The organism is Streptomyces sp. NPDC019937 (assembly GCF_040631655.1).
In the GTDB taxonomy this organism is placed as follows: Bacteria; Actinomycetota; Actinomycetes; order Streptomycetales; family Streptomycetaceae; genus Streptomyces.
In genome coordinates, this window is record NZ_JBEYAL010000014.1 from 181150 (window position 1) to 202123 (window position 20974).

Sequence of the window (20974 nt, forward strand, 5' to 3'; positions counted from 1 at the left end):
AAGCCAGAGGCCCCGTCGGAGATTTTTGAATCCGGCGGGGCCTCTGTGGCTCTTGACGGCAGTAGTTGACGGCAACGTCAGCGGACGGGTGCGGTACGGAGGGGCGATTCGTCGCCTTCATCGGGCCGGTTGACGGCTTCGGCGGGGCTATGGAGGGAGCGGCCGAGGAGATCGATGGCATCCCGCTGGAGGCGGAGTCGGACGTGGGCGTAGACGGTGGCGGTGACGCCGATGTGGGCGTGGCCGAGGAGTTCCTTGATGACGACGAGGTCGACTCCCTGTTCCAGGAGGAGGGTCGCGGTCGAGTGCCGGAGATCGTGGAACCGGATGCGGCGGAGCCTGGCACGACGGAGCAGGGCGGTGAAGTGCCGGGTGAGCGTAGTTCCTTCGATCGGGGCACCGTTGGGCCGGGTGAAGACGTAGCCGCTGTTCTGCCAGCTTTCGCCTGCCGCTTCACGTTCCTGGAGTTGTCGGCTGCGGTGCTGTTCGAGAGAGCGCAGGCACGGTGTGGGCAGTGCGATCCGCCGCTCCGAGCTTCGCGTCTTCGTCGGTAGGGCAGTCAGGCCGCTGCTGTTGGTGCGCTGGAGGGTGCGGCGGATGCTGGCGGTTCCGCCGGCGAGGTCGAGGTCTTCCCAGCGCAGGCCGAGGAGTTCGCCCTTGCGGAGCCCGGTACGCAGGGCGAGTTCGAACAGTGCGCTCAGCGGATGGTTGCTGGTCGCGGCGGGGAACGCGCGGGCCTCTTCGGCGGTGAGTGGTTCGAAGCGGCGCGGTCGTGGTGCGCCGGTGCGGACGTTGCGGGCGATGTTGCGCGGGATCTCCTCCTCGCGCACCGCGTGCTCCAAGGCGGACTTGAGCACGGAGTGCACGTAGGCCAGGGTGAGCGGCGAGAGCCGCTTGGAGCAGCACTTGCTGGCGGCGCAGCAGCGGGGCTCATCGCGGGCCGCGTCGAGGCCGCGCGTGCAGCACTGGCAGGTGGTGCGCAGCTGGTTGAGCCAGGTGCGCACCCCTTGGCGGTGAGCTTGGCGAGCTTCTTCCGCCCGAGACCAGGGATGAGATAGATCCTGGCGACGGCGGTGTAGCGGGTGGGGGTGTTCTCGCGGAGCTGATGGACGGCGACGTTCTCCAGCCAGTACGTCAGGTATGCCGCCAGGCTGCCCTGCGCGGACGGAGCGGGGACACCACGGTTGCTGGCGGCGATCTTCTCGGTGAGCTTGGCCAGGGCTTCCTTGCGGGTGGTGCCGTAGACGCGAATGCGCTTGCGGGTGTTGCCCGGGGCGAGGACGTATCCGGCGGCTTCCCAGCGGCTGTCCTTGCGCTGGTAGACGGTTCCGTCGCCGTTGGCGCGGACGCGGCGGGAGGCGGGGGTGTCGCGGGGTGCGGTCATCAGGCGGCTTCCTGTTCCAGGCGGGTGCGGATGAAGTCGGTGAGGGCGTGGGTGGGGATGCGGCGGGCGCGGCCGAGGGTGATCGAGGCGAGCTGCCCGGAGCGGAGCAGGTCGTAGACGGCGGAGCGGCCGAGCTGGAGACGAGCCATCACCTGGGGCACCGTGAGCAGATCCAGCAGCGGTGCCGCCTCCGTGTGGAGGACGGCGAGCGGGGGCGAGGTCATCAACAACTCCCTTCGGCCGTGAACTGCCGTTCCAGTTCGCTGCAATGCCAGACGTTGGCGGCGAGGAGTGCGGCGCCGGGGCTGTAGCCCGAGCCGAGGTAACTGAAGCAAGCAGGTCGGGAGGCCTCACCCGCCGCGTTGACGAAACATACGGGCCAGTGCATACTTATGCCAGTCAGTGCATGAACCGTAAGGAGAAACCCGTGACCGAGCGCGTCGTACTCGCCTATTCGGGCGGCCTGGACACCTCCGTCGCCATCGGCTGGATCGCCGAGGAGACGGGCGCCGAGGTCATCGCCGTTGCCGTGGACGTCGGCCAGGGCGGCGAGGACCTGGACGTCATCCGCAAGCGCGCGCTCGCCTGTGGGGCGGTCGAGGCGGAGGTCGCGGACGCCAAGGACGAGTTCGCCGACGAGTACTGCCTCCCGGCGATCAAGGCGAACGCGCTGTACATGGACCGCTACCCGCTGGTCTCGGCGCTTTCCCGGCCCACCATCGTCAAGCACCTCGTGGCCGCCGCCCGCAAGCACGGCGCCACCACCGTCGCCCACGGCTGCACCGGCAAGGGCAACGACCAGGTGCGGTTCGAGGCGGGTATCTCCTCCCTCGCGCCCGACCTCAAGTGCATCGCACCGGTCCGGGACTACGCGATGACGCGGGACAAGGCCATCGCCTTCTGCGAGGCGAAGAGCCTGCCGATCGCGACCACCAAGAAGTCCCCGTACTCGATCGACCAGAACGTCTTCGGGCGGGCCGTCGAGACCGGCTTCCTGGAGGACATCTGGAACGCGCCGATCGAGGACGTCTACGAGTACACCTCGAACCCGGCCACCCCGCGGGACGCCGATGAGGTCATCATCTCCTTCAAGGACGGCGTCCCGGTGGCCATCGACGGCCAGCCCGTGACCGTCCTGCAGGCCATCCAGCAGCTCAACGAGCGGGCCGGGGCGCAGGGCATCGGGCGGATCGACATGGTCGAGGACCGGCTGGTCGGCATCAAGTCCCGGGAGATCTACGAGGCCCCCGGCGCCATCGCGCTGATCACCGCCCACCAGGAGCTGGAGAACGTCACCGTCGAGCGCGAGCTGGCCCGCTACAAGCGGCAGGTCGAGCAGCGGTGGAGCGAGCTGGTCTACGACGGTCTGTGGTTCTCGCCGCTCAAGCGGGCCCTGGACGGCTTCATCACCGAGGCGAACCAGCACGTCACCGGCGAGATCCGGATGACCCTGCACGGCGGCCGGGCCGTCGTCACCGGCCGGAAGTCGGAGCAGTCGCTGTACGACTTCAACCTGGCGACCTACGACACGGGCGACACCTTCGACCAGTCGCTGTCCAAGGGCTTCATCGAGCTGTTCGGCATGTCCAGCAAGATCGCCGCGAAGCGCGACCTGGAGCAGTAGGCCGCAGTAGCCTGCGTAAGCGACGTAACGACACCGCCTTCCCGCCCGCGCGGCGGGAAGGCGGTGTCACACCACCCACCACCACAGCCTTGAGGAGCAACAGCGTGAGCAACGGCAACAGCGGCGACGTCCGGCTCTGGGGCGGCCGCTTCGCCGACGGGCCGGCCGAGGCACTGGAGAAGCTCAGCGCGTCGGTGCACTTCGACTGGCGCCTGGCGCCGTACGACATCGCCGGCTCCCGTGCCCACGCCCGGGTGCTCCACGCCGCCGATCTGCTGACCGCCGACGAGCTGGAGCGGATGCTGGCCGGGCTCGACCGGCTGGAGGCCGACGTCGCCTCCGGCGACTTCACCGGCACCATCGCCGACGAGGACGTGCACTCCGCGCTGGAGCGCGGGCTGCTGGAGCGGCTGGGGCCCGACCTCGGCGGCAAGCTGCGCGCCGGGCGGTCCCGGAACGACCAGATCGCCACCCTCTTCCGGATGTACCTGCGCGACCACGCCCGGATCATCGGCGGCCTGATCGCCGACCTCCAGGAGGCCCTGGTCGGGCTCGCCGAGGCGCACCCGGACGTCGCGATGCCCGGCCGCACCCACCTCCAGCACGCCCAGCCGGTGCTCTTCGCCCACCACGTCCTCGCCCACGTCCAGGCGCTGTCGCGGAACGCGGAGCGGCTGCGGCAGTGGGACGAGCGGACGGCCGTCTCGCCGTACGGATCGGGCGCGCTGGCCGGGTCCTCGCTCGGCCTCGACCCGCAGGCCGTCGCCGCCGACCTGGGCTTCGAGCGCGGCTCGGTCGCCAACTCGCTCGACGGCACGGCGTCCCGTGACTTCGTCGCCGAGTTCGCCTTCATCACCGCGATGATCGGCGTCGATCTGTCGCGGATCGCGGAGGAGATCATCATCTGGAACACGAAGGAGTTCTCCTTCGTGACCCTCCACGACGCCTTCTCCACCGGCTCGTCGATCATGCCGCAGAAGAAGAACCCGGACATCGCCGAGCTGGCGCGCGGCAAGTCCGGCCGTCTCATCGGCAACCTCACCGGGCTGATGGCCACGCTGAAGGCCCTGCCGCTCGCGTACAACCGCGACCTGCAGGAGGACAAGGAGCCGGTCTTCGACTCCTGCGACCAGCTGGAGGTCCTGCTGCCCGCCTTCACCGGCATGATGGCGACGCTGACCGTCCACCGGGAGCGGATGGAGGAGCTGGCCCCCGCCGGGTTCTCGCTGGCCACCGACATCGCCGAGTGGCTGGTCCGGCAGGGCGTGCCGTTCCGGGTGGCGCACGAGGTCGCGGGCGCGTGCGTCAAGGAGTGCGAGCGGACCGGGATCGAGCTGGACCAGCTGACCGACGAGCAGTTCGCGAAGATCTCCCCGCATCTGACGCCCGAGGTGCGCGGCGTGCTGAACGTGCCGGGCGCGCTGGCCTCGCGCAGCGGGCGCGGCGGTACGGCCCCGTCGGCCGTGGCCGCGCAGCTGGCCGAGGTCAAGGACGATCTCGCCGCGCAGCGCGCGTGGGCGGACGCGAAGCGCTGATGTCCTCCGGCCTTCCTCGTCTTGCCGAGGCCGCCGCCACGCCGGTGTCCCGCATCGGGCTCGGCCTGGCGGCGGTCGGCCGCCCCGGCTACATCAACCTCGGCCGGGACCGGGACCTCCCCGCCGAGCGCACCGTCGAGGCGATGCGGCGCCGTTCGCACGAGCTGCTGGACGCCGCGTACGCGGCAGGCGTGCGCTACCTGGACGCGGCCCGCTCCTACGGGCGGGCCGAGGAATTCCTCGCCGACTGGCTGCGTGCCCGGCCGGACGCGGCGCGGGAGGTGGTGGTCGGCAGCAAGTGGGGCTACACGTACGTGGCCGACTGGCGCACGGACGCCGAGACCCATGAGGTCAAGGACCACTCCGTCGCCACGTACGAGCGTCAGCGCGAGGAGAGCCGTGCGCTGCTGGGCGACCACCTGGACCTCTACCAGATCCACTCCGTGACCCCCGACAGCCCCGCCCTCACCGACCCCGCCCTCCACACCCGGCTGGCCCGGCTCGCGGCGGAGGGCGTCACGGTCGGCATCTCCACCAGCGGCCCCGCGCAGGGCGACGCGATCCGCGCCGCGCTGGAGGTCGAGGCCGACGGGGTTCCCCTGTTCCGTACGGTCCAGAGCACGTACAACGTGCTGGAGCCGTCGGCCGGGCCCGCGCTGGAGGAGGCCCACGCGGCGGGCCGGACCGTGATCGTCAAGGAGGCCCTGGCCAACGGCCGCCTGGCCGCCCCCGACCGGGTCCCGCCCGCGCTCCGCCGTGCCGCCGAGGCGTTGGGCGCGACGCCGGACGCCCTCGCGCTGGCCGCGGTCCTGCGGCGCCCGTGGGTGACGGTGGCCCTGTCGGGCGCGGCGACGGAGGCCCAACTGCGCTCGAACCTGACCGCGGCGGCGCTCCGTCTCCCGGAACCGCTGGAGGACGTGGCGGAGCGCCCGGAAGCGTACTGGCGCCGGCGCTCGTCCCTCCCCTGGACCTGACGAGGCCGTCTTCCCCCACCCCCGCTCCGCAAAGGCCGGGTGGGGGCTGGAAGGTGCGGCTCCCGCCTATGCGGTCCGGCGGGTGTTGAGGCGGGCGGCCTGGAGAGTGAGGTAGTCGCGTTCGGCGGCGTTGGGGGCCTTCCGGGCGGCCTCGGCGTAGAGGCGGGCCGCCGTCGGCAGGTCGCCGTCGCGTTCGTGGAGGTACGCGGACGCGGCGGTGTGGCGGGGCAGGGAGGCGTCCAGGGGGGCCAGCGCCGCCAGTCCGGCGCGCGGGCCGTCGGCCTCGCCCACGGCCACCGCGCGGTTGAGCCGGACGACCGGGCTGTCGGTCAGGCGCGCCAGCTCGTCGTACCACTCGACGATCTGCACCCAGTCGGTCTCCTCGGCGGTCGGCGCGTCGGCGTGGAGCGCCGCGATGGCGGCCTGGGCCTGGAACTCGCCCAGCCGGTCGCGGGCGAGGGCCCGCTGGAGGACGGCGACGCCCTCGGCGATCGACTCGGTGTCCCAGCGGGCGCGGTCCTGCTCGGCCAGGGGGATCAGGCCGCCGTCGGGCGCGGTCCGGGAGGCGCGGCGGGCGTGGTGGAGCAGCATGAGGGCGAGCAGCCCCGCCACCTCGGGGTGGTCGTACGCGGCCGCGAGCTGCCGGGTGAGGCGGATGGCCTCGGCGGCGAGGTCGACGTCCCCGGAGTAGCCCTCGTTGAAGACCAGGTAGAGGACGCGCAGCACGGTGGCGACGTCGCCGGGCTGGTCGAACCTTCCCCGAGCTCTCGGCTTCGCTCGAGCAGGGGAGACCCCATTGCCGGAGACGGTGCGCTTGGCGCGGCTGATGCGCTGCGCCATGGTCGCCTCGGGCACCAGGTAGGCCTGGGCGATCTGGCGGGTGGTGAGCCCGCCGACGGCGCGCAGGGTGAGCGCGACCGCCGACGACGGCGTCAGCGACGGATGGGCGCACAGGAAGTAGAGCTGGAGGGTGTCGTCGGCGGTGGGGGCGGGGCCGGGGGCCGGTTCCTCGTCGAGCAGGTCCTCGCGCCGGCGGCGGGCGGCGTCCGCCCGGGTCGCGTCGAGGAACCGGCGCCAGGCCACGGTGACCAGCCAGCCCTTCGGGTCGCGCGGGGGCTCGGTGGGCCAGACGCGGACCGCCTCGACCAGTGCGTCCTGGACGGCGTCCTCGGCCGCCGCGAAGTCGGCTCCGCGGCGGACGAGGATTCCGAGCACGCTCGGCGTGAGGCTCCTCAGCAGGGCCTCGTCCATCGAGGAGGTCACTCCGTGATGGTGGGCGGCGCGGTCAGGAACGGGCGCAGTTCGAGCCATTCGTGGATCGGCTCCCCGCCCGCCCCGGGGGCGGCCGACAGCTCCCCGGCCAGCTCGACGGCGCGCTCGTAGCTGTCGACGTCGATCACCATCCAGCCCGCGATGAGGTCCTTGGTCTCGGCGAACGGGCCGTCGGTGACCGGCGGGCGCCCCTCACCGTCGTACCGGACCCACGTCCCCTCGGGCGCGAGCGCCTGACCGTCGACGAACTCGCCGGTCCCTTCCAGCCGGGCCGCGAAGTCCTGCATGTACGTCACGTGCGCGGAGATCTCCTCCGGCTTCCACTGGTCCATGGGCACGTCGTTGGCCGGGGCCGGAGCGCCACGGTAGTGCTTGAGCAGCAGGTACTTGGCCATGGTGTGTCTCCTCGGTGCTGATGCGACCCATTGTGGTCGCGTTCACCCCGGGGACGGAGCCGATCCCGTGTTCTCGACATCCCCGCCGAAGTTTTTTTCGGGAAGGGGCGGGGTGGGGGAAAAGCCCAGCACACGCGCGCTACGCGTCCGGTGACTCCGCTCAAGCACCGCAACCACGCACGGGGTGGACGAGTACGGCCGCGGCGGGGCCCGCCAGGGTGAGCACGTGCTGGAGGGAGGAGGCGGCTGCGTATCCGGCGGATGCCTCCGCGGTCGCCCAGACGCAGGCCGCCGTGACGCTGTACGGCGCGATGTGGTGGTAGGGCAGATGGGCAGCGCCCGCACAGTGGGGGGCAAGGGTGCGGAAGTCACCGGCCACGACGGCGCCGGCCGCCACGGCGATCTGCTTCGATCAGAAACTTCCAGCCGTCGGCTTCGCGCTGCGCCAGGACACGTCGGTGGGAGGTGGTCCAGTCATCCATGCATATGACGCCAGGAATCGCCGCCCGGTGGCGTATCCGCCGTTCTTCGACGGCTTTCCCCGACGAAAGTAGGGGGTGGGCGTCGCCGGTCGTCGAGGGGCGGCAGGCGGCTGTCTGCCTAGGATCGTGACGGTGAACAGCAGCAAGATTCAGGCGTGGGTGGTGGCCGTCGGGCGCGGCGCGGTCGTGACGTTCTTCGCCACCGTCGCGGCGGTGAGCGCCGCGCAGCGGGTCAGCGACGGCCGGTATGTGGTTGCCATCAGTGCCTCGGCCGTGGCGTGCGCGGTGGTGCTGCTGGTGCCGCGGCTGCGGTGGCCCGTCGCGCCCGTCGTGGTCGCCGCCGTCACCGCGTGGTGGGGGTGGGTCGGCACGTTCCTGCTGACTGTTGTCCTGTACGACCTGGCGGCGGCCCGCCGGACGCGGGCGGCGGTCCTCTGCGCCGCCGCGCTGGGCGCCAACATCGTTGGCTATCCACCGACCCGGCTGTGGGACGGGCAGGCGTACGTCACCGCGCTGTTCATATGGGCCTTCGCGTATGTCGTCGGCATGTGGATCGGCAGCCGCCGGCGTCTGGTGCGGGCGCTGGCCGCCGATGTGGAGCACCTGCGCGTCGAGGCGCAGCTGCGCGAGGAGGCCGCGCGGGTCACGGAGCGCTCCCGGATCGCGGCGGAGATGCACGACGTCCTCGCCCACCGGCTCAGCTTGATCGCCCTGCACACGGGCGTGCTGGCCACTCGCGGCGACACCCTGCCCGGACCGGTCGCCGAACGACTGGCCCTACTGCGGGGCGCCTCCACGGAAGCGCTCGCCGACCTGCGGGACGTGCTCGGTGTGCTGCGTACTCCCGGCGCCGCACCGAACGGTGCCGGCGTGGTGCCCGCGCCGGTTCCCGGAGACGTCCAGCAGCTGGTGGACGACGCCCGCGCCGCCTCCCAGCCCACTGCCCTGACGATCCACGGCCGGCCGGAGGACGCGCCCACCACCCACCGCCTGGCCGTGTACCGCATCGCGCAGGAAGCCCTGACCAACGCCCGCAAGCACGCCGACGGCGCCCCGGTGACCATGACGATCGACTACCGGCCGCCGACCACCCTGGTGGAGGTCGCCAACCCCGCCGGTTCCCCCGGGCCGACGGCCGCCGTCAGCTCCGGCTACGGGCTCGTCGGCCTGCGCGAACGCGTCAGCGCCCTCGGCGGCCATCTGAACGCGGGACCGGCCGGCGCGGGCTCCTGGCGCCTGGCCGCCCGCATCCCCCACCCGGCCGGCACGGAAGAGAACGGCCCTCCCGCATGACCCGCGCAATGATCGTCGACGACGACGCCCTGGACCGCTGCCCCCGGACCGTGATCGTTCTCAGCGTCAACCGCTGTACCGATGTTCCCCGAGGCCGGCGTCCGCGCCGACCGACCCCAGAAACCGCCCCACCGCCCACGCGTACTCCTTCGGCGCGTCGTCGTGGATCCAGTGCCCGCACCCCGCGAACTCCCGCAGCGTGGTGCGCGGCCGCCGCCGCGCCATCTCGCGGGCGTGGCCGGGCGGCAGCAGGGGGCTGTGCTCGCCGTGCATCAGCAGGGCCGGGCAGGCCGAGCCGAGCCACTCGGACCAGAAGTCGCCCCGCATCGCCTCCTGGGAGGCCATCATGTGGGCCGGTTCGAACAGCAGCCGCCAGCCACCCGTCGCCCGGTCCCGCTCGGCGCTGTCGAGGAAGTACGAGGCGTCCGGGATGCCGCGGGACTCGATCTGGTCGCGCAGGGTCTCCCGGTCGGCGGCCCAGGTGGGCCAGCCGGTGACGTCGAGCACGGGGTGGGCGACCACCGGACGGTCCGTCACGGCGCCGATGTCCTCGACGACGAGGGCGCTCACCAGTTCGGGGTGGCGCGCGGCGAGGGCGTACGCGGCGACCGCGCCCGTGGAGTGGGCGACGACCGGCACCGGGCCGGGGCGCAGCTCGTCCAGCAGGGCGGCGGCGTCGGCGACGTACTCGTCCAGGGTGAACGGCCCGCCGCCCCCGGTCAGCCCGTGTCCCCGCTGGTCCAGGGCGATCACCCGGTACGCGGGGGCCAGGGCGGCGGCCAGCGGCGCGTACATCCGGCCGCGGCCGAAGTGCCCGTGCAGGGCGAGGACCGGGGTTCCCGGGCCGCCGAAGTCGGTGAGGGCGAACCGACGACCCCGGAGGGATACGAAGTCGGGGGAAGGCACGGTCAATGTCGTCACCCGCGGCACGGTAGTGGCCGTCCCGGGCGCGAGACCAGTACGACGGGGCGTCCTACCGACGGTGACAGGACAGTGACCGGAACGGTACGAAGAAGGGCGGATGCTGACACTTCGGTGTCGGCATCCACCCGTATCGGCCCGGTCGCGGGCCCGCCAGCGGCGGCGGGAAGCATCAGGCCGCGGTCTTCGTCTCCGCGGCCTTCGCCTTCGTGGCGTAGATGTCCACGTACTCCTGGCCGGACAGCCGCATGACCTCGCTCATGACCTCGTCGGTCACCGCCCGCAGCACATACCGGTCGCGGTCCATGCCCTCGTAGCGGGTGAACTCCAGCGGCTCACCGAACCGCACCGCCACCCGCCCGGGCCGCGGCAGGCCCTTGCCGCCCGGCTGGAGCCGGTCGGTGCCGATCATCGCGAACGGCACCACCCGCGCGCCGGTCATCAGGGCGAGCCGGGCGATGCCGGTGCGGCCGCGGTAGAGGCGGCCGTCGGGGGAGCGGGTGCCCTCGGGGTAGATGCCGAAGACCTTGCCCTCCTCCAGCACCCGGCGGCCGGTCATCAGCGCGGCGACGCCGCCGTGCCCGCCGTCCCGGTCGACCGGGATCATGCCGACGCCGGTGAAGAACCAGGCCATCAGCCGGCCCTTGAGGCCCTTGCCGGTCACGTACTCGTCCTTGCCGATGAAGAAGACCTGGCGGTCGCAGACGAGCGGCAGGATCACCGAGTCGATGAAGGTGAGGTGGTTCCCGGCGAGGATCACCGGACCGGAGCCGGGAATGCGCTCCGCGCCCTCGACCCGTGGACGGAACATCAGGCGCATCAGCGGACCGAGTACTGCCTTCAGGAACACGAAACGGGACAACGGGCCCTCCGGTCGGCGTCAAGGTCGGGGGCGCCTCGCCCACGGTCCGTCAGCCCGGTACCGCACAGAAGCGCCGATGAGGACGATACTCGCCGGTCATGTCACGGCGCACACCGGGTTCACCCACCTGATACGCAGTGTTGACACCCGTTTCCCACGCGTTTCGCCGCAGGTCTCCCGCCGATAAGGCACACCCCCCTACCATCAGCCCGTTCGCTGACAGGAATTGACGGTGCTGGACACCAGAGCGAGGAGTGCTCATGGAGCGCGAACAGCGCGAGCAACAGCCCGGGCGGCGCGCCCTTCTGGGGGCCGCCGCCCTCGGCGCGGGAGCGGTGGCCCTGGGCGGCGCGGGCACGGCCACCGCCGCGGAAGCGGGCACCGCGACGGCGAGCGGGCCCGTGCGCGGGCTGCCGGTGCCGACGGTCATCGGCCACCGCGGCGCCTCCGGCTACCGCCCCGAGCACACGCTCGGCTCGTACCAGCTCGCGCTGGACATGGGCGCGGACATCGTCGAGCAGGACCTCGTCCCCACCAAGGACGGGCATCTGGTGTGCCGTCACGAGAACGACATCACGGCCACCACCGACGTCTCCGCCCACCCGGAGTTCGCCGACCGCAAGACCACCAAGACGGTCGACGGCACCAAGCTGACCGGCTGGTTCACCGAGGACTTCACCCTCGCCGAGCTGAAGACGCTGCGCGCCAAGGAGCGCATCCCGGGCAACCGCCAGCGCAACACCCTCTACGACGGTCGCTGGGAGGTACCCACCTTCGAGGAGGTGCTGCAGTGGGCCGAGCGTGAGGGCCGCAAGCGGGGCCGCCGGGTCTGGCTGTACGTCGAGACCAAGCACCCCACCTACTTCCGGGGGATCGGCCTCGGCCTGGAGGAGCGGGTCGCGAAGCTGCTCCGTAAGTACGGACGCCACAAGAAGGACGCGGCGCTCTTCCTCCAGTCCTTCGAGCCGAGCAGCATCCAGCGGCTGCGCAAGCTGGTCGCCACCCCGGCGGTCGTGCTGCTGTCCACCATCAACAGCCGCCCGTGGGACTTCGTCGAGGCGAACGACCCGCGGACGGTCGCGGACCTCGTCAAGCCCGAGGGCCTGAAGTGGATCGCGAGCTACGCCCAGGGCATCGGTCCCGACCTGTCGGTGATCATCCCGCGCACGGCCGACGGCAAGCTCGGCACCCCGACCAGCGTGGTCAAGGACGCGCACGCGGCCGGGCTCGTCCTGCACCCGTACACCATGCGCAACGAGAACACCTTCCTGCCCGCCGACTTCCGCCGGGGCAGCGACCCCAACGCGTACGGGGACGCCTTCGGCGCCTTCAAGGCGTACTTCGGCACCGGCATCGACGGGATCTTCTCCGACAACCCGGACACCGCCCTCCTCGCCGCGGCGGACTTCCGCAAGCAGTAGGGACGTGGCGGGCCGCGCCACGGGCGTCAAGGCGCGGCCCGCCGTCTCCCCGGACGGGTGAGAGACCCGCGGCCCGGCAACCACCCGCCGAGCGCGTCTCGTCCCGCCCGGCATGGAGCTTGTGGAGCAACTGCGTCCGCTGCTCGCCGCCGAGGCGGCGGCCGAGGCGTACGGAGCGGGCGTCGAGCCCGCCGAGCTGGAGCAGGCCGTCTGGCTGCGGCTGCTGGAGCGCACCCGGGACGGCGGCCCGCCGCCCCAGCCCGCGCGCTGGCTGCGCCACGCGGTCCGGGCCGAGGTGCGCGGCGCCCGGCGCCGGGCGCGCCGCGAGGTCCCGTACGACCCGGTCGGCGACGGCCCGCCGAGCGGCCCCGAGCCCCGCCCCGCCGAGCACGCCGTGCTCACCGCCGAGACCGGGCGGGTGCTGCGCGCCGCGGTGCGCCGGCTGCCCGGCCGCTGCCCGAGGCTGCTCGGGGCGATGCTGTCGCGGTCGGACCTGACATATCGCGAGATCGCGGTCGAGTTGGGTATCTCACAGGGCAGTCTCGGCCCGGTACGTTCCCGATGTCTGGGTTGCCTGCGCAGAATGCTCGCGGCGGAGGTTGCGGCTCCTGAACCGTGGGGAAAGGAGCGTTAGACAATCGGCGCCCGGGAGGCGGCCACAACCATGTGGCGTCTCCTTTCCAGGCAATGAACCCCGGTCGCTCCTACCCTCAGGCGGCCGGCGGACCGAAGAAAAGGGGAGGCATGCGCACATGGGCATGAGCGTGACCATCTCCGCGGCGACCGCGGACGACGCCGAGCAGATCCTCAAGCTGCAGTACCTGTGTTATCAGGGTGAGGCCGAGCTCTACGGGGACTACTCCATCGAGCCGCTGACGCAGACGCTCGACGACCTGCGCGCCGAACTGGGCGAGGGCTGTGTGCTGGTGGCCCGGCTCGGCGAGGAGGTCGTCGGTTCGGTCCGGGGCGCCGTCGACGACAAGGGCACGGCCGCCATCGGCAAGCTCATCGTCCACCCGCGGATGCAGCGGCACGGGCTCGGCGGGCGCCTGCTCGCGGCGATCGAGGCCCGGCTGACGGAGGAGCGCGCCGCCAAGCGGTACCGGCTGCTCACCGGGCACCGCAGCGACGGCAACCTCCGCCTGTACCGGAAGTACGGCTACGCGCAGGTCGGCACGGAAGAGGTCAACCGCCGCCTGAGCCTGGTCACCCTGGAGAAGGACGCCTCCATGTCGGCCTTCGCGGCCAGCGCGTAACGCCTGCGACGCGGCGGGGCCCCACCCTGTGCGGGGCGGGGCCCCGCCGCCGGGTTTCGCTGCCGGGTGCGGGCGAGAACCCAACCTCTCCGGGCAGTACCACCCAGCCCCTCCGGCGTTTGAGGAGCCGGGTCCGGGGCGGAGCCCCGGTTCCGGGAAGGGGCGGGGGTGGGGGCTCAACCACCCCGCCGCCGCAGCCACAGCAGACCCGTCACCGGCAGGAAGATCGGGATGAACAGGTACCCCATCCCGTAGTCCGACCACACCGTCTGGTCGGGAAAGGCCGAGGGGTCGGCCAGGGTCCAGGTGCCCACGGTCAGCACACCGACCAGCTCCGCCCCGCAACACACCAGCGCCGCCTTCCGCGCCCCCTCCCCACCCCGCACCAGCGAGACCGTGATGAAGGCGTACACCACGGCGGAGACCGCCGAGAGGACGTACGCGAGCGGTGCCTCGTCGAACTGGGCGATCAGCTGGTAGAGCGAGCGCGACGCCGCGGCCACCGTGAACACCCCGTAGAGCATCACCAGCAGCCGCCCGGGCCCCTGCCCAATCCCCGTACGCGCCGACTCAGCCACCCACGCCTCCCCAGATGTCGTACAGCCGTACCTCCAGCACCGCCAGCACCACGGCCGCCGCGGCGACCGTGGCCGAACCCCAGCGGGTCCGCTCCGCCAGCGACATGAACGCCGCGATCGGCACGGCGAGCGCCGAACCGACCAGATACGCGATGAAGATCGCCACACCCTGCTCGGGGTCTTGGCCCTGCGCCAGCCGCACGATCCCGATGATCAGCTGGACGATCGCCAGCAGGGACACCACGGCCATGCCGATGAAGTGCCAGTCCTTGGTGGGCTGGTCGCGGTAGGCGGCGAAACCGCACCACGCGGCGAGCGCGAGGGCGGTCGCACCGAGCACGGCGGTCAGCGGGTCGATCAACGGAACCTCCGCCGACGGAGGGGACGGAACCTCCGCGCGGTGCGGTCCCGCACACAGGGGGTGACAAGCATGGGACGACTGTAATCGGCCCGAATGACCGCGTTGCGATCGGCCCCGTACGCTGCGCCCCATGAAGATCACCGCTGACGCGCTGCTGTTCGACAACGACGGAACCCTCGTCTCCTCCATGGAGTCGGTGGTCCGCTGCTGGACCCGCTGGGCCGCGGAGTACGGCGTGACGGAGGAGTTCGCCCGGGTCGAGCTGCACGGCCGCCCGGCGGCCGACATCATCGGCGATCTGCTCCCCGCCGACCGCGTCGCGGAGGCCCGCCGCCGCATCGACGAGCTGGAGGTCGAGGACGTCCCCGGCGGGGTGCGGCTGCTGCCGGGCACCCTCGACCTGCTGGCCGGGCTGCCCGCGGAGCGCTGGGCGGTGGTGACCTCCGCGGGCCGCGCGCTGGCCGAGGCCCGCCTCGCCGAGGCCGGGATACGCCCGGGGCTGCTGATCACCGCGGACGACATCACCCGCGGCAAGCCGGACCCCGAACCGTTCCTGCTGGCCGCCGGGAAGCTGGGCGCCGACCCGGCCCGCTGTGTGGTCTTCGAGGACGCCCCGGCCGGGCTCGCCGCCGCCCGGGCCGCCGGGATGCGGACCGTGGCGTTGACCACAACGACCAGCCGGGCGGAGCTGGAGGCCGACATCGTGGTGGAGGACCTGTCGGCCGTGTCGGCGCGGGTCGTCGACGGGGGAGTGGAGATCGTCGCGGGGGAGTAGGGGAGTAGGGGAGTAGAGGGGCGTAACGGGAAGCGGCCGGACCGTGGATGACACCGCTGTCCACCCATTGGTCATCGACGTCCGCCATGCGGACACGCTTGATGGGTCCGTCAGGGTCTCTGGTTTACTGGCGGCCATGACCACGACGAGCTGCCGCACCCCTGCGACCGAGGCGATGACGACGCCCGGTGCTCGTTGTCGGTGTCGAATGTGTGACCGCTGAGGGCCCCCGTCCTGAGCCTCGCGCCCCGAAGCGAGACCCGCTGAGCCATGCCCGCGCCGCCGCGCGCGGATCCGGCCCGCCCCGCGTCACCGGCCCCGAGCCGCGCCCGCGCCCACACCCGCGCGCGCACGCCCTCGGCCCGCCCACGCCGCTTCCGTAAGGAATGGAACCGTGCCCGGCGGCACAACCGCCTGCACTCAACAGTGACGGAAACCCTGTGATCACCACTACGGACCTGACGAAGGTCTACCGCTCACGAGGCCGCGAGGTCACCGCCCTCGACGGCGTCGATCTGCACGTCCGCGAGGGCGAGGTGTACGGCGTCGTCGGCCAGAGCGGCGCCGGGAAGTCCACCCTCATCCGCTGCGTCAACCTCCTGGAGCGCCCCACCTCCGGCACGGTCACCGTGGCCGGTCAGGACCTCACCGCGCTCGCCGGACGGGGACAGCGCGCGGGCTCCGCGCTGCGCCAGGCGCGCAGCCGGATCGGCATGGTCTTCCAGCACTTCAACCTGCTCTCCTCGCGCACCGTGCGCGACAACGTCGAGCTGCCGCTGGAGATCCTCGGCGTCTCCGGCAAGGAGCGCACCCGCAAGGCCCTGGAGCTGCTGGACCTGGTCGGCCTCGCCGACAAGGCCAAGGCGTACCCCGCGCAGCTCTCCGGCGGCCAGAAGCAGCGCGTCGGCATCGCCCGCGCGCTCGCGGGCGACCCGAAGGTGCTGCTGTCCGACGAGGCGACCTCCGCGCTGGACCCCGAGACCACCCGCTCGATCCTCCAGCTGCTGCGCGACCTCAACCGGCAGCTGGGCCTGACGGTGCTGCTGATCACGCACGAGATGGACGTCGTCAAGACGATCTGCGACTCGGCCGCGCTGATGAGCGGCGGGCGGATCGTGGAGTCCGGCAGCGTGGGCGAGCTGCTGGCCACCCCCGGCTCGCAGCTGGCCCAGGAGCTGTTCCCGGTCGGCGGGGTGCCCTCGGGCGCCGACCGCACGGTCGTGGACGTGACGTTCCAGGGCGAGGCCGCGGCCAAGCCGGTGATCTCCCAGCTGTCCCGTACGTACAACATCGACATCTCGATCCTCGGCGCCGCGATGGACACCGTCGGCGGCAACCAGGTCGGCCGGATGCGCATCGAGCTGCCCGGCCCCTTCGAGGAGAACGTCGTGCCGATCGGCTTCCTGCGGGAGCAGGGCCTCCAGGTCGACGTGGCGGACGTGGCGTACGAGGCGGGGACGCAGCCCGCCGCCACCGCCGCCGGCGCCACGGACGCCACGGACACCGAGAAGACCGCCGTGCTCAAGGAGGGCGCCAAGTGACCTGGTCCGAGATGCAGCCCCTGTTGCAGCAGGCATGTCTGGAGACGCTCTGGATGGTCGGCTGGTCGGCGGCCATCGCGATCGTCGGCGGGCTGCCGCTCGGCGTGCTGCTGGTCCTCACCGACCGGGGCGGCGTGCTGCCGAACGTGGTCGTGAACAAGGTCGTCGGCCAGGTGGTCAACATCGCGCGCTCGATGCCGTTCATCATCCTCATGGTCGCGCTGATCTCCTTCACCCGCGCGATCGTGGGCACCACCATCGGCCCCGCCGCCGCGATCGTGCCGCTGGCGATCGGCGCCATCCCCTTCTACGCCCGGCTCGTGGAGACCTCGGTGCGCGAGGTCGACGGCGGGCTGGTGGAGGCCGTGCAGGCGATGGGCGGCTCCACCTGGACCGTCGTGCGCAAGGTCCTGCTGCCCGAGTCGCTTCCGTCGCTGATCTCCAGCGCCACCACCACGATCGTCGCGCTCATCGGCTACTCGGCGATGGCCGGCACCGTCGGCGCGGGCGGCCTGGGCGACCTCGCCGTCCGCTACGGCTACCAGCGGTTCGAGACCCAGCTGATGTGGGTCACCGTGGCCATCCTCGCGGTGGTGATCTCCGTGATCCAGTTCGCGGGTGACATCGCGGCCCGCGCCCTCTCGCACCGCAGCCCCGGCTCGGCCGCGCCCCGGCTGATGCTGTTGCGCTCCCGTACTGGGAGCGCCTTTACCGCCGGCACCCAGGCCGCCGGCACGGCCGAGCCCGCCGAGCCCGGCGAGCCCGCCCAGCTGACCAAGACTTCCTGACACCTCGACACCGGAAAGGCACTTTTCGTGCGTAACGTCCTCAAGACCGCCACCACCCTGCTCGCCGCCGCCGCGCTCGCCGCCGGTGCGTCCGCCTGCGCCCCGCCCAGCTCGGGGAAGGCAGACAAGGACGGCCCGCTGCTCGTCGGCGCGAACCCCGTCCCGCACGCCGAGATACTGAACTACGTCAAGGACCACCTGGCCAAGAAGGCGGGCCTCAAGCTGGAGATCAAGGAGTTCACCGACTACAACTCGCTGAACCCCGCCACCCAGGACGGCTCGGTGGACGCCAACTACTTCCAGAACAAGCCGTTCCTCGACGACTACAACAAGAAGCGCGGCACCGACATCGTGCCCGTCGTCACCGTGCACCTGGAGCCGCTCGGCCTCTACTCGCACAAGGTGAAGAAGGCCGACGACCTCAAGAAGGGCGCCACCGTCGCCGTCCCCAACGACGCGGTGAACGAGGCCCGGGCGCTCCAGCTGCTGGACGCCCACGGCGTCATCAAGCTCAAGAAGGGCGCCGGTACCGAGGCCACCCCGAAGGACATCGCCGACAATCCCAAGGACCTGAAGTTCAAGGAGCTGGAGGCGCCGCAGCTGCCGAGGTCCCTGGACGATGTGGACGCCGCCGTCATCAACGGCAATTACGCCATCCAGGCCCACCTCAAGCCCGCCAAGGAAGCGCTGATCCTGGAGTCCCCGGACAACAGCCCCTACGGCAACTTCCTCGCCGTGAAGAAGGGCAACGAGGACGACCCGCGGGTCGAGAAGCTCGCCAAGCTCCTCACCTCTCCGCAGGTGAAGAAGTTCATCAAGGACAAGTACGACGGATCCGTACTCGCGTCGTTCTGATACACACCATTCCGAGAAACGACCGACCGAACACGCAAGGCTCCGCATCCGGGCGACAATCGGATGCGGAGCCTTCCGTTTCCGCACCCCGTGCTGCATTTCGCCCGAGCGATGCTGCATGCTGGGCTCTTCGCCACGACTTTGAAACGACCCGGTTACGGAGCGGCGCATGACATCCACTTTCCCGGACATCTCCATCAGCACGGAACGGCTGGTGCTGCGCCCGTTCGAGGAAGCGGACCTGCCCGCGCTCACGGACATGATGAACGACGAACTCGTCATCACCTGGAGCCGGGCTCCCCACCCGTACACCCACCGCGACGCACGCGACCAGGCGATGCGGCTCGCCCCCGCCGAACGCACCACGGGGCGTGGAATCGTCTTCGCGGTCGCCGAATTCCTCACCCAGCGGCTCGTCGGAATCATCCATCTGCGCAACACCGACTGGAAGGTCCTGGGCACCGAGATCAGCTATATCACCGCCCCCTGGGCGCGCGGCGAGGGCTACGCCGTGGAGTCGGTGCTGGCCGTCGCCCGCTGGCTGTTCCACGACCAGCGGTTCGAGCGGCTGGAGCTGCGGACCGCCGCGGGCAACACCGCCGGTCAGCAGGTCGCCCAGAAGGTCGGCTGCATCAGCGAGGGAGTGCTCCGCAACGCCTGCATAGCCCGCACCCAGATGGAGGACGGCGGCTGGACCGATCTGCGCACCGACCTCATCGTCTGGAGCCTGCTCCCCGAGGATCTGGAGGGCGCGCCCGACCGTACGGCCGGGAACGATGCCTTCAACATCTTCCCCACCTACTCCGAGTACACCGCCGGCGTCGACCGACGCTGACCGGCGCTCATGTGTGCCGAACCCCGGCGCGCCACGCCTCCCGAGCGCCCCCGGCGCGCCACCTCCGCCCCTGCCCCCGGTCCGGCGGTCCGGACCAGGCGGGGTAATCTCTCCGGGCCGAGCACCTGCGGGCCGGCCCGCCCACAGCCGCGACACGCGTCCACGGCACGCGCACCGCGGCGCACCCGCCACGGCACGCCCCCCGGGGCAGGCCATCCGTGGCACCGCCCGCGTGCACCACGCACCGCGACCGCGCGCATCAACCCGCGACCGAACTGCGACACATTGGGGAGACAGACGACGATGGCCGACCGCGTCACGGTGATCGGTTGGGACGGCTCCCCGCTCATGGACGTGGCCCGGTCCGCCCTCGGCGCGGCCACCCTCGTGGCCGGGGCCGCCCACCACCTGGCGCTGCCCGAAGTCCCGCCCGGCGCCGAACGCATCCGGCTCGGCAGCGTGGACCTCGCCGCCCGCCGCATCGCCCAGCACCGCGGCTCGGCCGTGGTCCTGGCCGACGGCGACCCCGGCTTCTTCGGCGTCGTCCGCGCCCTGCGCGCCCCCGAGCACGGCCTGGAGGTCGAGGTCGTGCCCGCCGTCTCCTCCGTCGCCGCCGCCTTCGCCCGGGCCGGGATGCCCTGGGACGACGCCCAGGTCGTCGTCGCCCACAGCCGCGACCTGCGGCGCGCCGTCAACGTCTGCCGCGCCCACACCAAGGTCGCCGTCCTCACCTCACCGGGCGCCGGTCCCGCCGAACTCGCCCTGCTCCTCGGCCCGGTGCACCGCACCTTCGTCATCTGCGAGGCCCTGGGCACCGAACGCGAGCAGGTCACCGTGCTGACCTCCGACAAGGCCGCCGACCACACCTGGCGCGACCCCAACGTCGTCATCGTCATCGGCGGCTCCGGCGCCGCCTCCGTCCGCAGCGGCGCAGCCACCGGCGCCGCCCGCGGCGCACTGCAGAGCGGCGGCTGGATCGCCGGCCGCGACCCGGGCTACCCCGGCTCCGTACGCGGCTGGGCGCTGCCCGCCCCCGCGTACGCGACCGTGCTCGGCGAGAGCGAGTCGCAGCAGCTGCGCTCCTTCCAACTCGCCCGCCTCGGTCCCCGCGTCGGCGACCTGGTCTGGGACATCGGCGCGGGCAGCGGCGCCGCCGCCGTCGAGACCGCCGGGTTCGGCGCCGCCGTCATCGCCGTCGACCGCGACCCGGACGCCTGCGAGCGCGTCGACACCCTCGCCCGCCGCTTCGGCGTCCAGCTCCAGGTCGTCCACGGCACCGCGCCCGATGTCCTGGAGGACCTGCCCGAGCCGGACGTCGTCCGCATCGGCGCCGGGGGCGCGCCCGTCGTCGCCGCGTGCGCCGCGCGCCGCCCCGAGCGCATCGTCACCCACGCCGCCACCCGTGACGAGGCGGAGGCCATCGGCGCCGCCCTGGAGGACGGCGGCTACGGGGTCGAGTGCCTGCTGCTGCAATCAGTCGAGTTGGACACCCGGGTGTGGGCCGAACGCGAACGCGCGGTGGCCTTCCTCCTCTGCGGACACCGCCCGCACCAGTGATTTTGCCCCTGTGACGTTCGCCCCGAGCTTCGCCCCGGTGACCTTCTGGAAGCGTCGCGCGGGGTAGGCTGGCGGATCGTTGTACTGCCTGTACCGCTGCCCGGTGTTAGGCGCTTTATCGGCCAAAGGCCGGAATGTGACCCTTTCTTACCGGGCCGCGGTGGGCAAGCCTCGGGCGTGCTACGTGCCGCGCACGGCGCACGCTCGTTCTTGCTCACGGGGCTTGCTCCCGGCGGTAGGCGGTTGGAAGGAGCACTAGCGATGG

General features: G+C 72.0%; 21 protein-coding genes and 1 pseudogene. 13 read left to right on the forward strand and 9 right to left on the reverse strand.

The genetic code is table 11. The features are described 5' to 3' along the window. Positions 1-77: 77 nt before the first annotated feature. A pseudogene (locus tag ABZ562_RS16645) lies at positions 78-1384 on the reverse strand (tyrosine-type recombinase/integrase). Then, on the reverse strand, positions 1384-1608 hold the full coding sequence (locus tag ABZ562_RS16650; RefSeq protein WP_361479286.1) for a helix-turn-helix domain-containing protein: 225 nt from the start codon (positions 1606-1608) through the stop codon (positions 1384-1386). The pseudogene ABZ562_RS16645 and the gene ABZ562_RS16650 overlap by 1 nt, the downstream one beginning before the upstream one ends. Positions 1609-1811: 203 nt before the next feature. On the opposite strand from ABZ562_RS16650, the gene ABZ562_RS16655 reads away from it, so the two are divergent. From ABZ562_RS16655 to ABZ562_RS16665, 3 genes are all read left to right on the forward strand, one after another. After that, a complete protein-coding gene (locus ABZ562_RS16655) occupies positions 1812-3008 on the forward strand; it encodes an argininosuccinate synthase (protein ID WP_361479289.1) in 1197 nt (398 codons plus the stop codon). Positions 3009-3112: 104 nt separating this feature from the next. Then, complete coding sequence (gene argH, locus ABZ562_RS16660) at positions 3113-4543, forward strand: argininosuccinate lyase (protein ID WP_361479292.1); 1431 nt, start codon at positions 3113-3115, stop codon at positions 4541-4543. Then, a complete protein-coding gene (locus ABZ562_RS16665; RefSeq protein ID WP_361479370.1) occupies positions 4543-5517 on the forward strand; it encodes an aldo/keto reductase in 975 nt (324 codons plus the stop codon). Before argH ends, ABZ562_RS16665 begins: the two co-directional genes overlap by 1 nt. A 66-nt stretch (positions 5518-5583) precedes the next feature. Here the strand turns inward: ABZ562_RS16665 and ABZ562_RS16670 are convergent, their stop codons facing one another. From ABZ562_RS16670 to ABZ562_RS16680, 3 genes are all read right to left on the reverse strand, one after another. Beyond that, entirely contained in the window at positions 5584-6768 is a 1185-nt protein-coding gene (locus ABZ562_RS16670; RefSeq protein ID WP_361479373.1) for a DUF6596 domain-containing protein, read from the reverse strand. An 8-nt stretch (positions 6769-6776) separates the two neighbouring features. Further along, positions 6777-7184: a YciI family protein gene (locus ABZ562_RS16675; RefSeq protein ID WP_361479295.1), complete on the reverse strand. Its 408-nt coding sequence runs from the start codon at positions 7182-7184 to the stop codon at positions 6777-6779. Positions 7185-7344: 160 nt separating this feature from the next. Further along, a complete protein-coding gene (locus ABZ562_RS16680; protein ID WP_361479298.1) occupies positions 7345-7581 on the reverse strand; it encodes a hypothetical protein in 237 nt (78 codons plus the stop codon). 217 nt (positions 7582-7798) lie between these two features. On the opposite strand from ABZ562_RS16680, the gene ABZ562_RS16685 reads away from it, so the two are divergent. Then, positions 7799-8959: a histidine kinase gene (locus tag ABZ562_RS16685; protein ID WP_361479301.1), complete on the forward strand. Its 1161-nt coding sequence runs from the start codon at positions 7799-7801 to the stop codon at positions 8957-8959. A gap of 66 nt (positions 8960-9025) precedes the next feature. Here the strand turns inward: ABZ562_RS16685 and ABZ562_RS16690 are convergent, their stop codons facing one another. Together ABZ562_RS16690 and ABZ562_RS16695 are read right to left on the reverse strand one after the other, a co-directional pair. Beyond that, positions 9026-9871: an alpha/beta hydrolase gene (locus tag ABZ562_RS16690; protein WP_361479376.1), complete on the reverse strand. Its 846-nt coding sequence runs from the start codon at positions 9869-9871 to the stop codon at positions 9026-9028. A 181-nt stretch (positions 9872-10052) separates the two neighbouring features. Continuing rightward, a complete protein-coding gene (locus tag ABZ562_RS16695) occupies positions 10053-10700 on the reverse strand; it encodes a lysophospholipid acyltransferase family protein (protein WP_361479378.1) in 648 nt (215 codons plus the stop codon). Between the two features lie 302 nt (positions 10701-11002). On the opposite strand from ABZ562_RS16695, the gene ABZ562_RS16700 reads away from it, so the two are divergent. From ABZ562_RS16700 to ABZ562_RS16710, 3 genes are all read left to right on the forward strand, one after another. Further along, positions 11003-12163 (forward strand): glycerophosphodiester phosphodiesterase, encoded by a 1161-nt coding sequence (locus tag ABZ562_RS16700; protein ID WP_361479303.1) that lies wholly within the window; start codon positions 11003-11005, stop codon positions 12161-12163. 112 nt (positions 12164-12275) lie between these two features. Then, positions 12276-12797 (forward strand): sigma-70 family RNA polymerase sigma factor, encoded by a 522-nt coding sequence (locus ABZ562_RS16705; RefSeq protein ID WP_361479306.1) that lies wholly within the window; start codon positions 12276-12278, stop codon positions 12795-12797. A 118-nt stretch (positions 12798-12915) separates the two neighbouring features. Further along, a complete protein-coding gene (locus ABZ562_RS16710; protein ID WP_055557875.1) occupies positions 12916-13419 on the forward strand; it encodes a GNAT family N-acetyltransferase in 504 nt (167 codons plus the stop codon). A 176-nt stretch (positions 13420-13595) separates the two neighbouring features. Here the strand turns inward: ABZ562_RS16710 and ABZ562_RS16715 are convergent, their stop codons facing one another. Continuing rightward, positions 13596-13943: a hypothetical protein gene (locus ABZ562_RS16715; protein WP_361479381.1), complete on the reverse strand. Its 348-nt coding sequence runs from the start codon at positions 13941-13943 to the stop codon at positions 13596-13598. Positions 13944-13989: 46 nt separating this feature from the next. Beyond that, entirely contained in the window at positions 13990-14358 is a 369-nt protein-coding gene (locus ABZ562_RS16720; RefSeq protein WP_361479309.1) for a hypothetical protein, read from the reverse strand. A gap of 130 nt (positions 14359-14488) precedes the next feature. Here ABZ562_RS16720 and ABZ562_RS16725 point away from each other — a divergent pair, with 130 nt between their 5' ends. From ABZ562_RS16725 to cbiE, 6 genes are all read left to right on the forward strand, one after another. Continuing rightward, positions 14489-15133, forward strand: coding sequence for an HAD-IA family hydrolase (locus ABZ562_RS16725; protein WP_361479312.1), 645 nt, complete (start codon positions 14489-14491; stop codon positions 15131-15133). Positions 15134-15573: 440 nt separating this feature from the next. After that, positions 15574-16674, forward strand: coding sequence for an ATP-binding cassette domain-containing protein (locus tag ABZ562_RS16730; protein ID WP_361479314.1), 1101 nt, complete (start codon positions 15574-15576; stop codon positions 16672-16674). Next, positions 16671-17462: a methionine ABC transporter permease gene (locus ABZ562_RS16735; protein WP_361479317.1), complete on the forward strand. Its 792-nt coding sequence runs from the start codon at positions 16671-16673 to the stop codon at positions 17460-17462. The genes ABZ562_RS16730 and ABZ562_RS16735 overlap by 4 nt, the downstream gene beginning before the upstream one ends. 27 nt (positions 17463-17489) lie before the next feature. Next, positions 17490-18317, forward strand: coding sequence for a MetQ/NlpA family ABC transporter substrate-binding protein (locus ABZ562_RS16740; protein ID WP_361479320.1), 828 nt, complete (start codon positions 17490-17492; stop codon positions 18315-18317). A 169-nt stretch (positions 18318-18486) separates the two neighbouring features. Then, entirely contained in the window at positions 18487-19152 is a 666-nt protein-coding gene (locus ABZ562_RS16745; protein WP_361479323.1) for a GNAT family N-acetyltransferase, read from the forward strand. 303 nt (positions 19153-19455) lie between these two features. After that, on the forward strand, positions 19456-20709 hold the full coding sequence (gene cbiE / locus ABZ562_RS16750) for a precorrin-6y C5,15-methyltransferase (decarboxylating) subunit CbiE (RefSeq protein ID WP_361479325.1): 1254 nt from the start codon (positions 19456-19458) through the stop codon (positions 20707-20709). The last annotated feature ends 265 nt before the right edge of the window (positions 20710-20974 follow it).

What these genes read in the sequence shown, in the direction of transcription:
- ABZ562_RS16650 (WP_361479286.1), bottom strand. Translation starts at nt 1,608, where the DNA reads ATGACCTCGCCCCCGCTCGCCGTCCTCCACACGGAGGCGGCACCGCTG.
- ABZ562_RS16665 (WP_361479370.1), top strand. Translation starts at nt 4,543, where the DNA reads ATGTCCTCCGGCCTTCCTCGTCTTGCCGAGGCCGCCGCCACGCCGGTG.
- ABZ562_RS16670 (WP_361479373.1), bottom strand. Translation starts at nt 6,768, where the DNA reads ATGGACGAGGCCCTGCTGAGGAGCCTCACGCCGAGCGTGCTCGGAATC.
- ABZ562_RS16675 (WP_361479295.1), bottom strand. Translation starts at nt 7,184, where the DNA reads ATGGCCAAGTACCTGCTGCTCAAGCACTACCGTGGCGCTCCGGCCCCG.
- ABZ562_RS16695 (WP_361479378.1), bottom strand. Translation starts at nt 10,700, where the DNA reads ATGCGCCTGATGTTCCGTCCACGGGTCGAGGGCGCGGAGCGCATTCCC.
- ABZ562_RS16700 (WP_361479303.1), top strand. Translation starts at nt 11,003, where the DNA reads ATGGAGCGCGAACAGCGCGAGCAACAGCCCGGGCGGCGCGCCCTTCTG.
- ABZ562_RS16705 (WP_361479306.1), top strand. Translation starts at nt 12,276, where the DNA reads ATGGAGCTTGTGGAGCAACTGCGTCCGCTGCTCGCCGCCGAGGCGGCG.
- ABZ562_RS16710 (WP_055557875.1), top strand. Translation starts at nt 12,916, where the DNA reads ATGGGCATGAGCGTGACCATCTCCGCGGCGACCGCGGACGACGCCGAG.
- ABZ562_RS16715 (WP_361479381.1), bottom strand. Translation starts at nt 13,943, where the DNA reads ATGCTCTACGGGGTGTTCACGGTGGCCGCGGCGTCGCGCTCGCTCTAC.
- ABZ562_RS16725 (WP_361479312.1), top strand. Translation starts at nt 14,489, where the DNA reads ATGAAGATCACCGCTGACGCGCTGCTGTTCGACAACGACGGAACCCTC.
- ABZ562_RS16745 (WP_361479323.1), top strand. Translation starts at nt 18,487, where the DNA reads ATGACATCCACTTTCCCGGACATCTCCATCAGCACGGAACGGCTGGTG.
- cbiE (WP_361479325.1), top strand. Translation starts at nt 19,456, where the DNA reads ATGGCCGACCGCGTCACGGTGATCGGTTGGGACGGCTCCCCGCTCATG.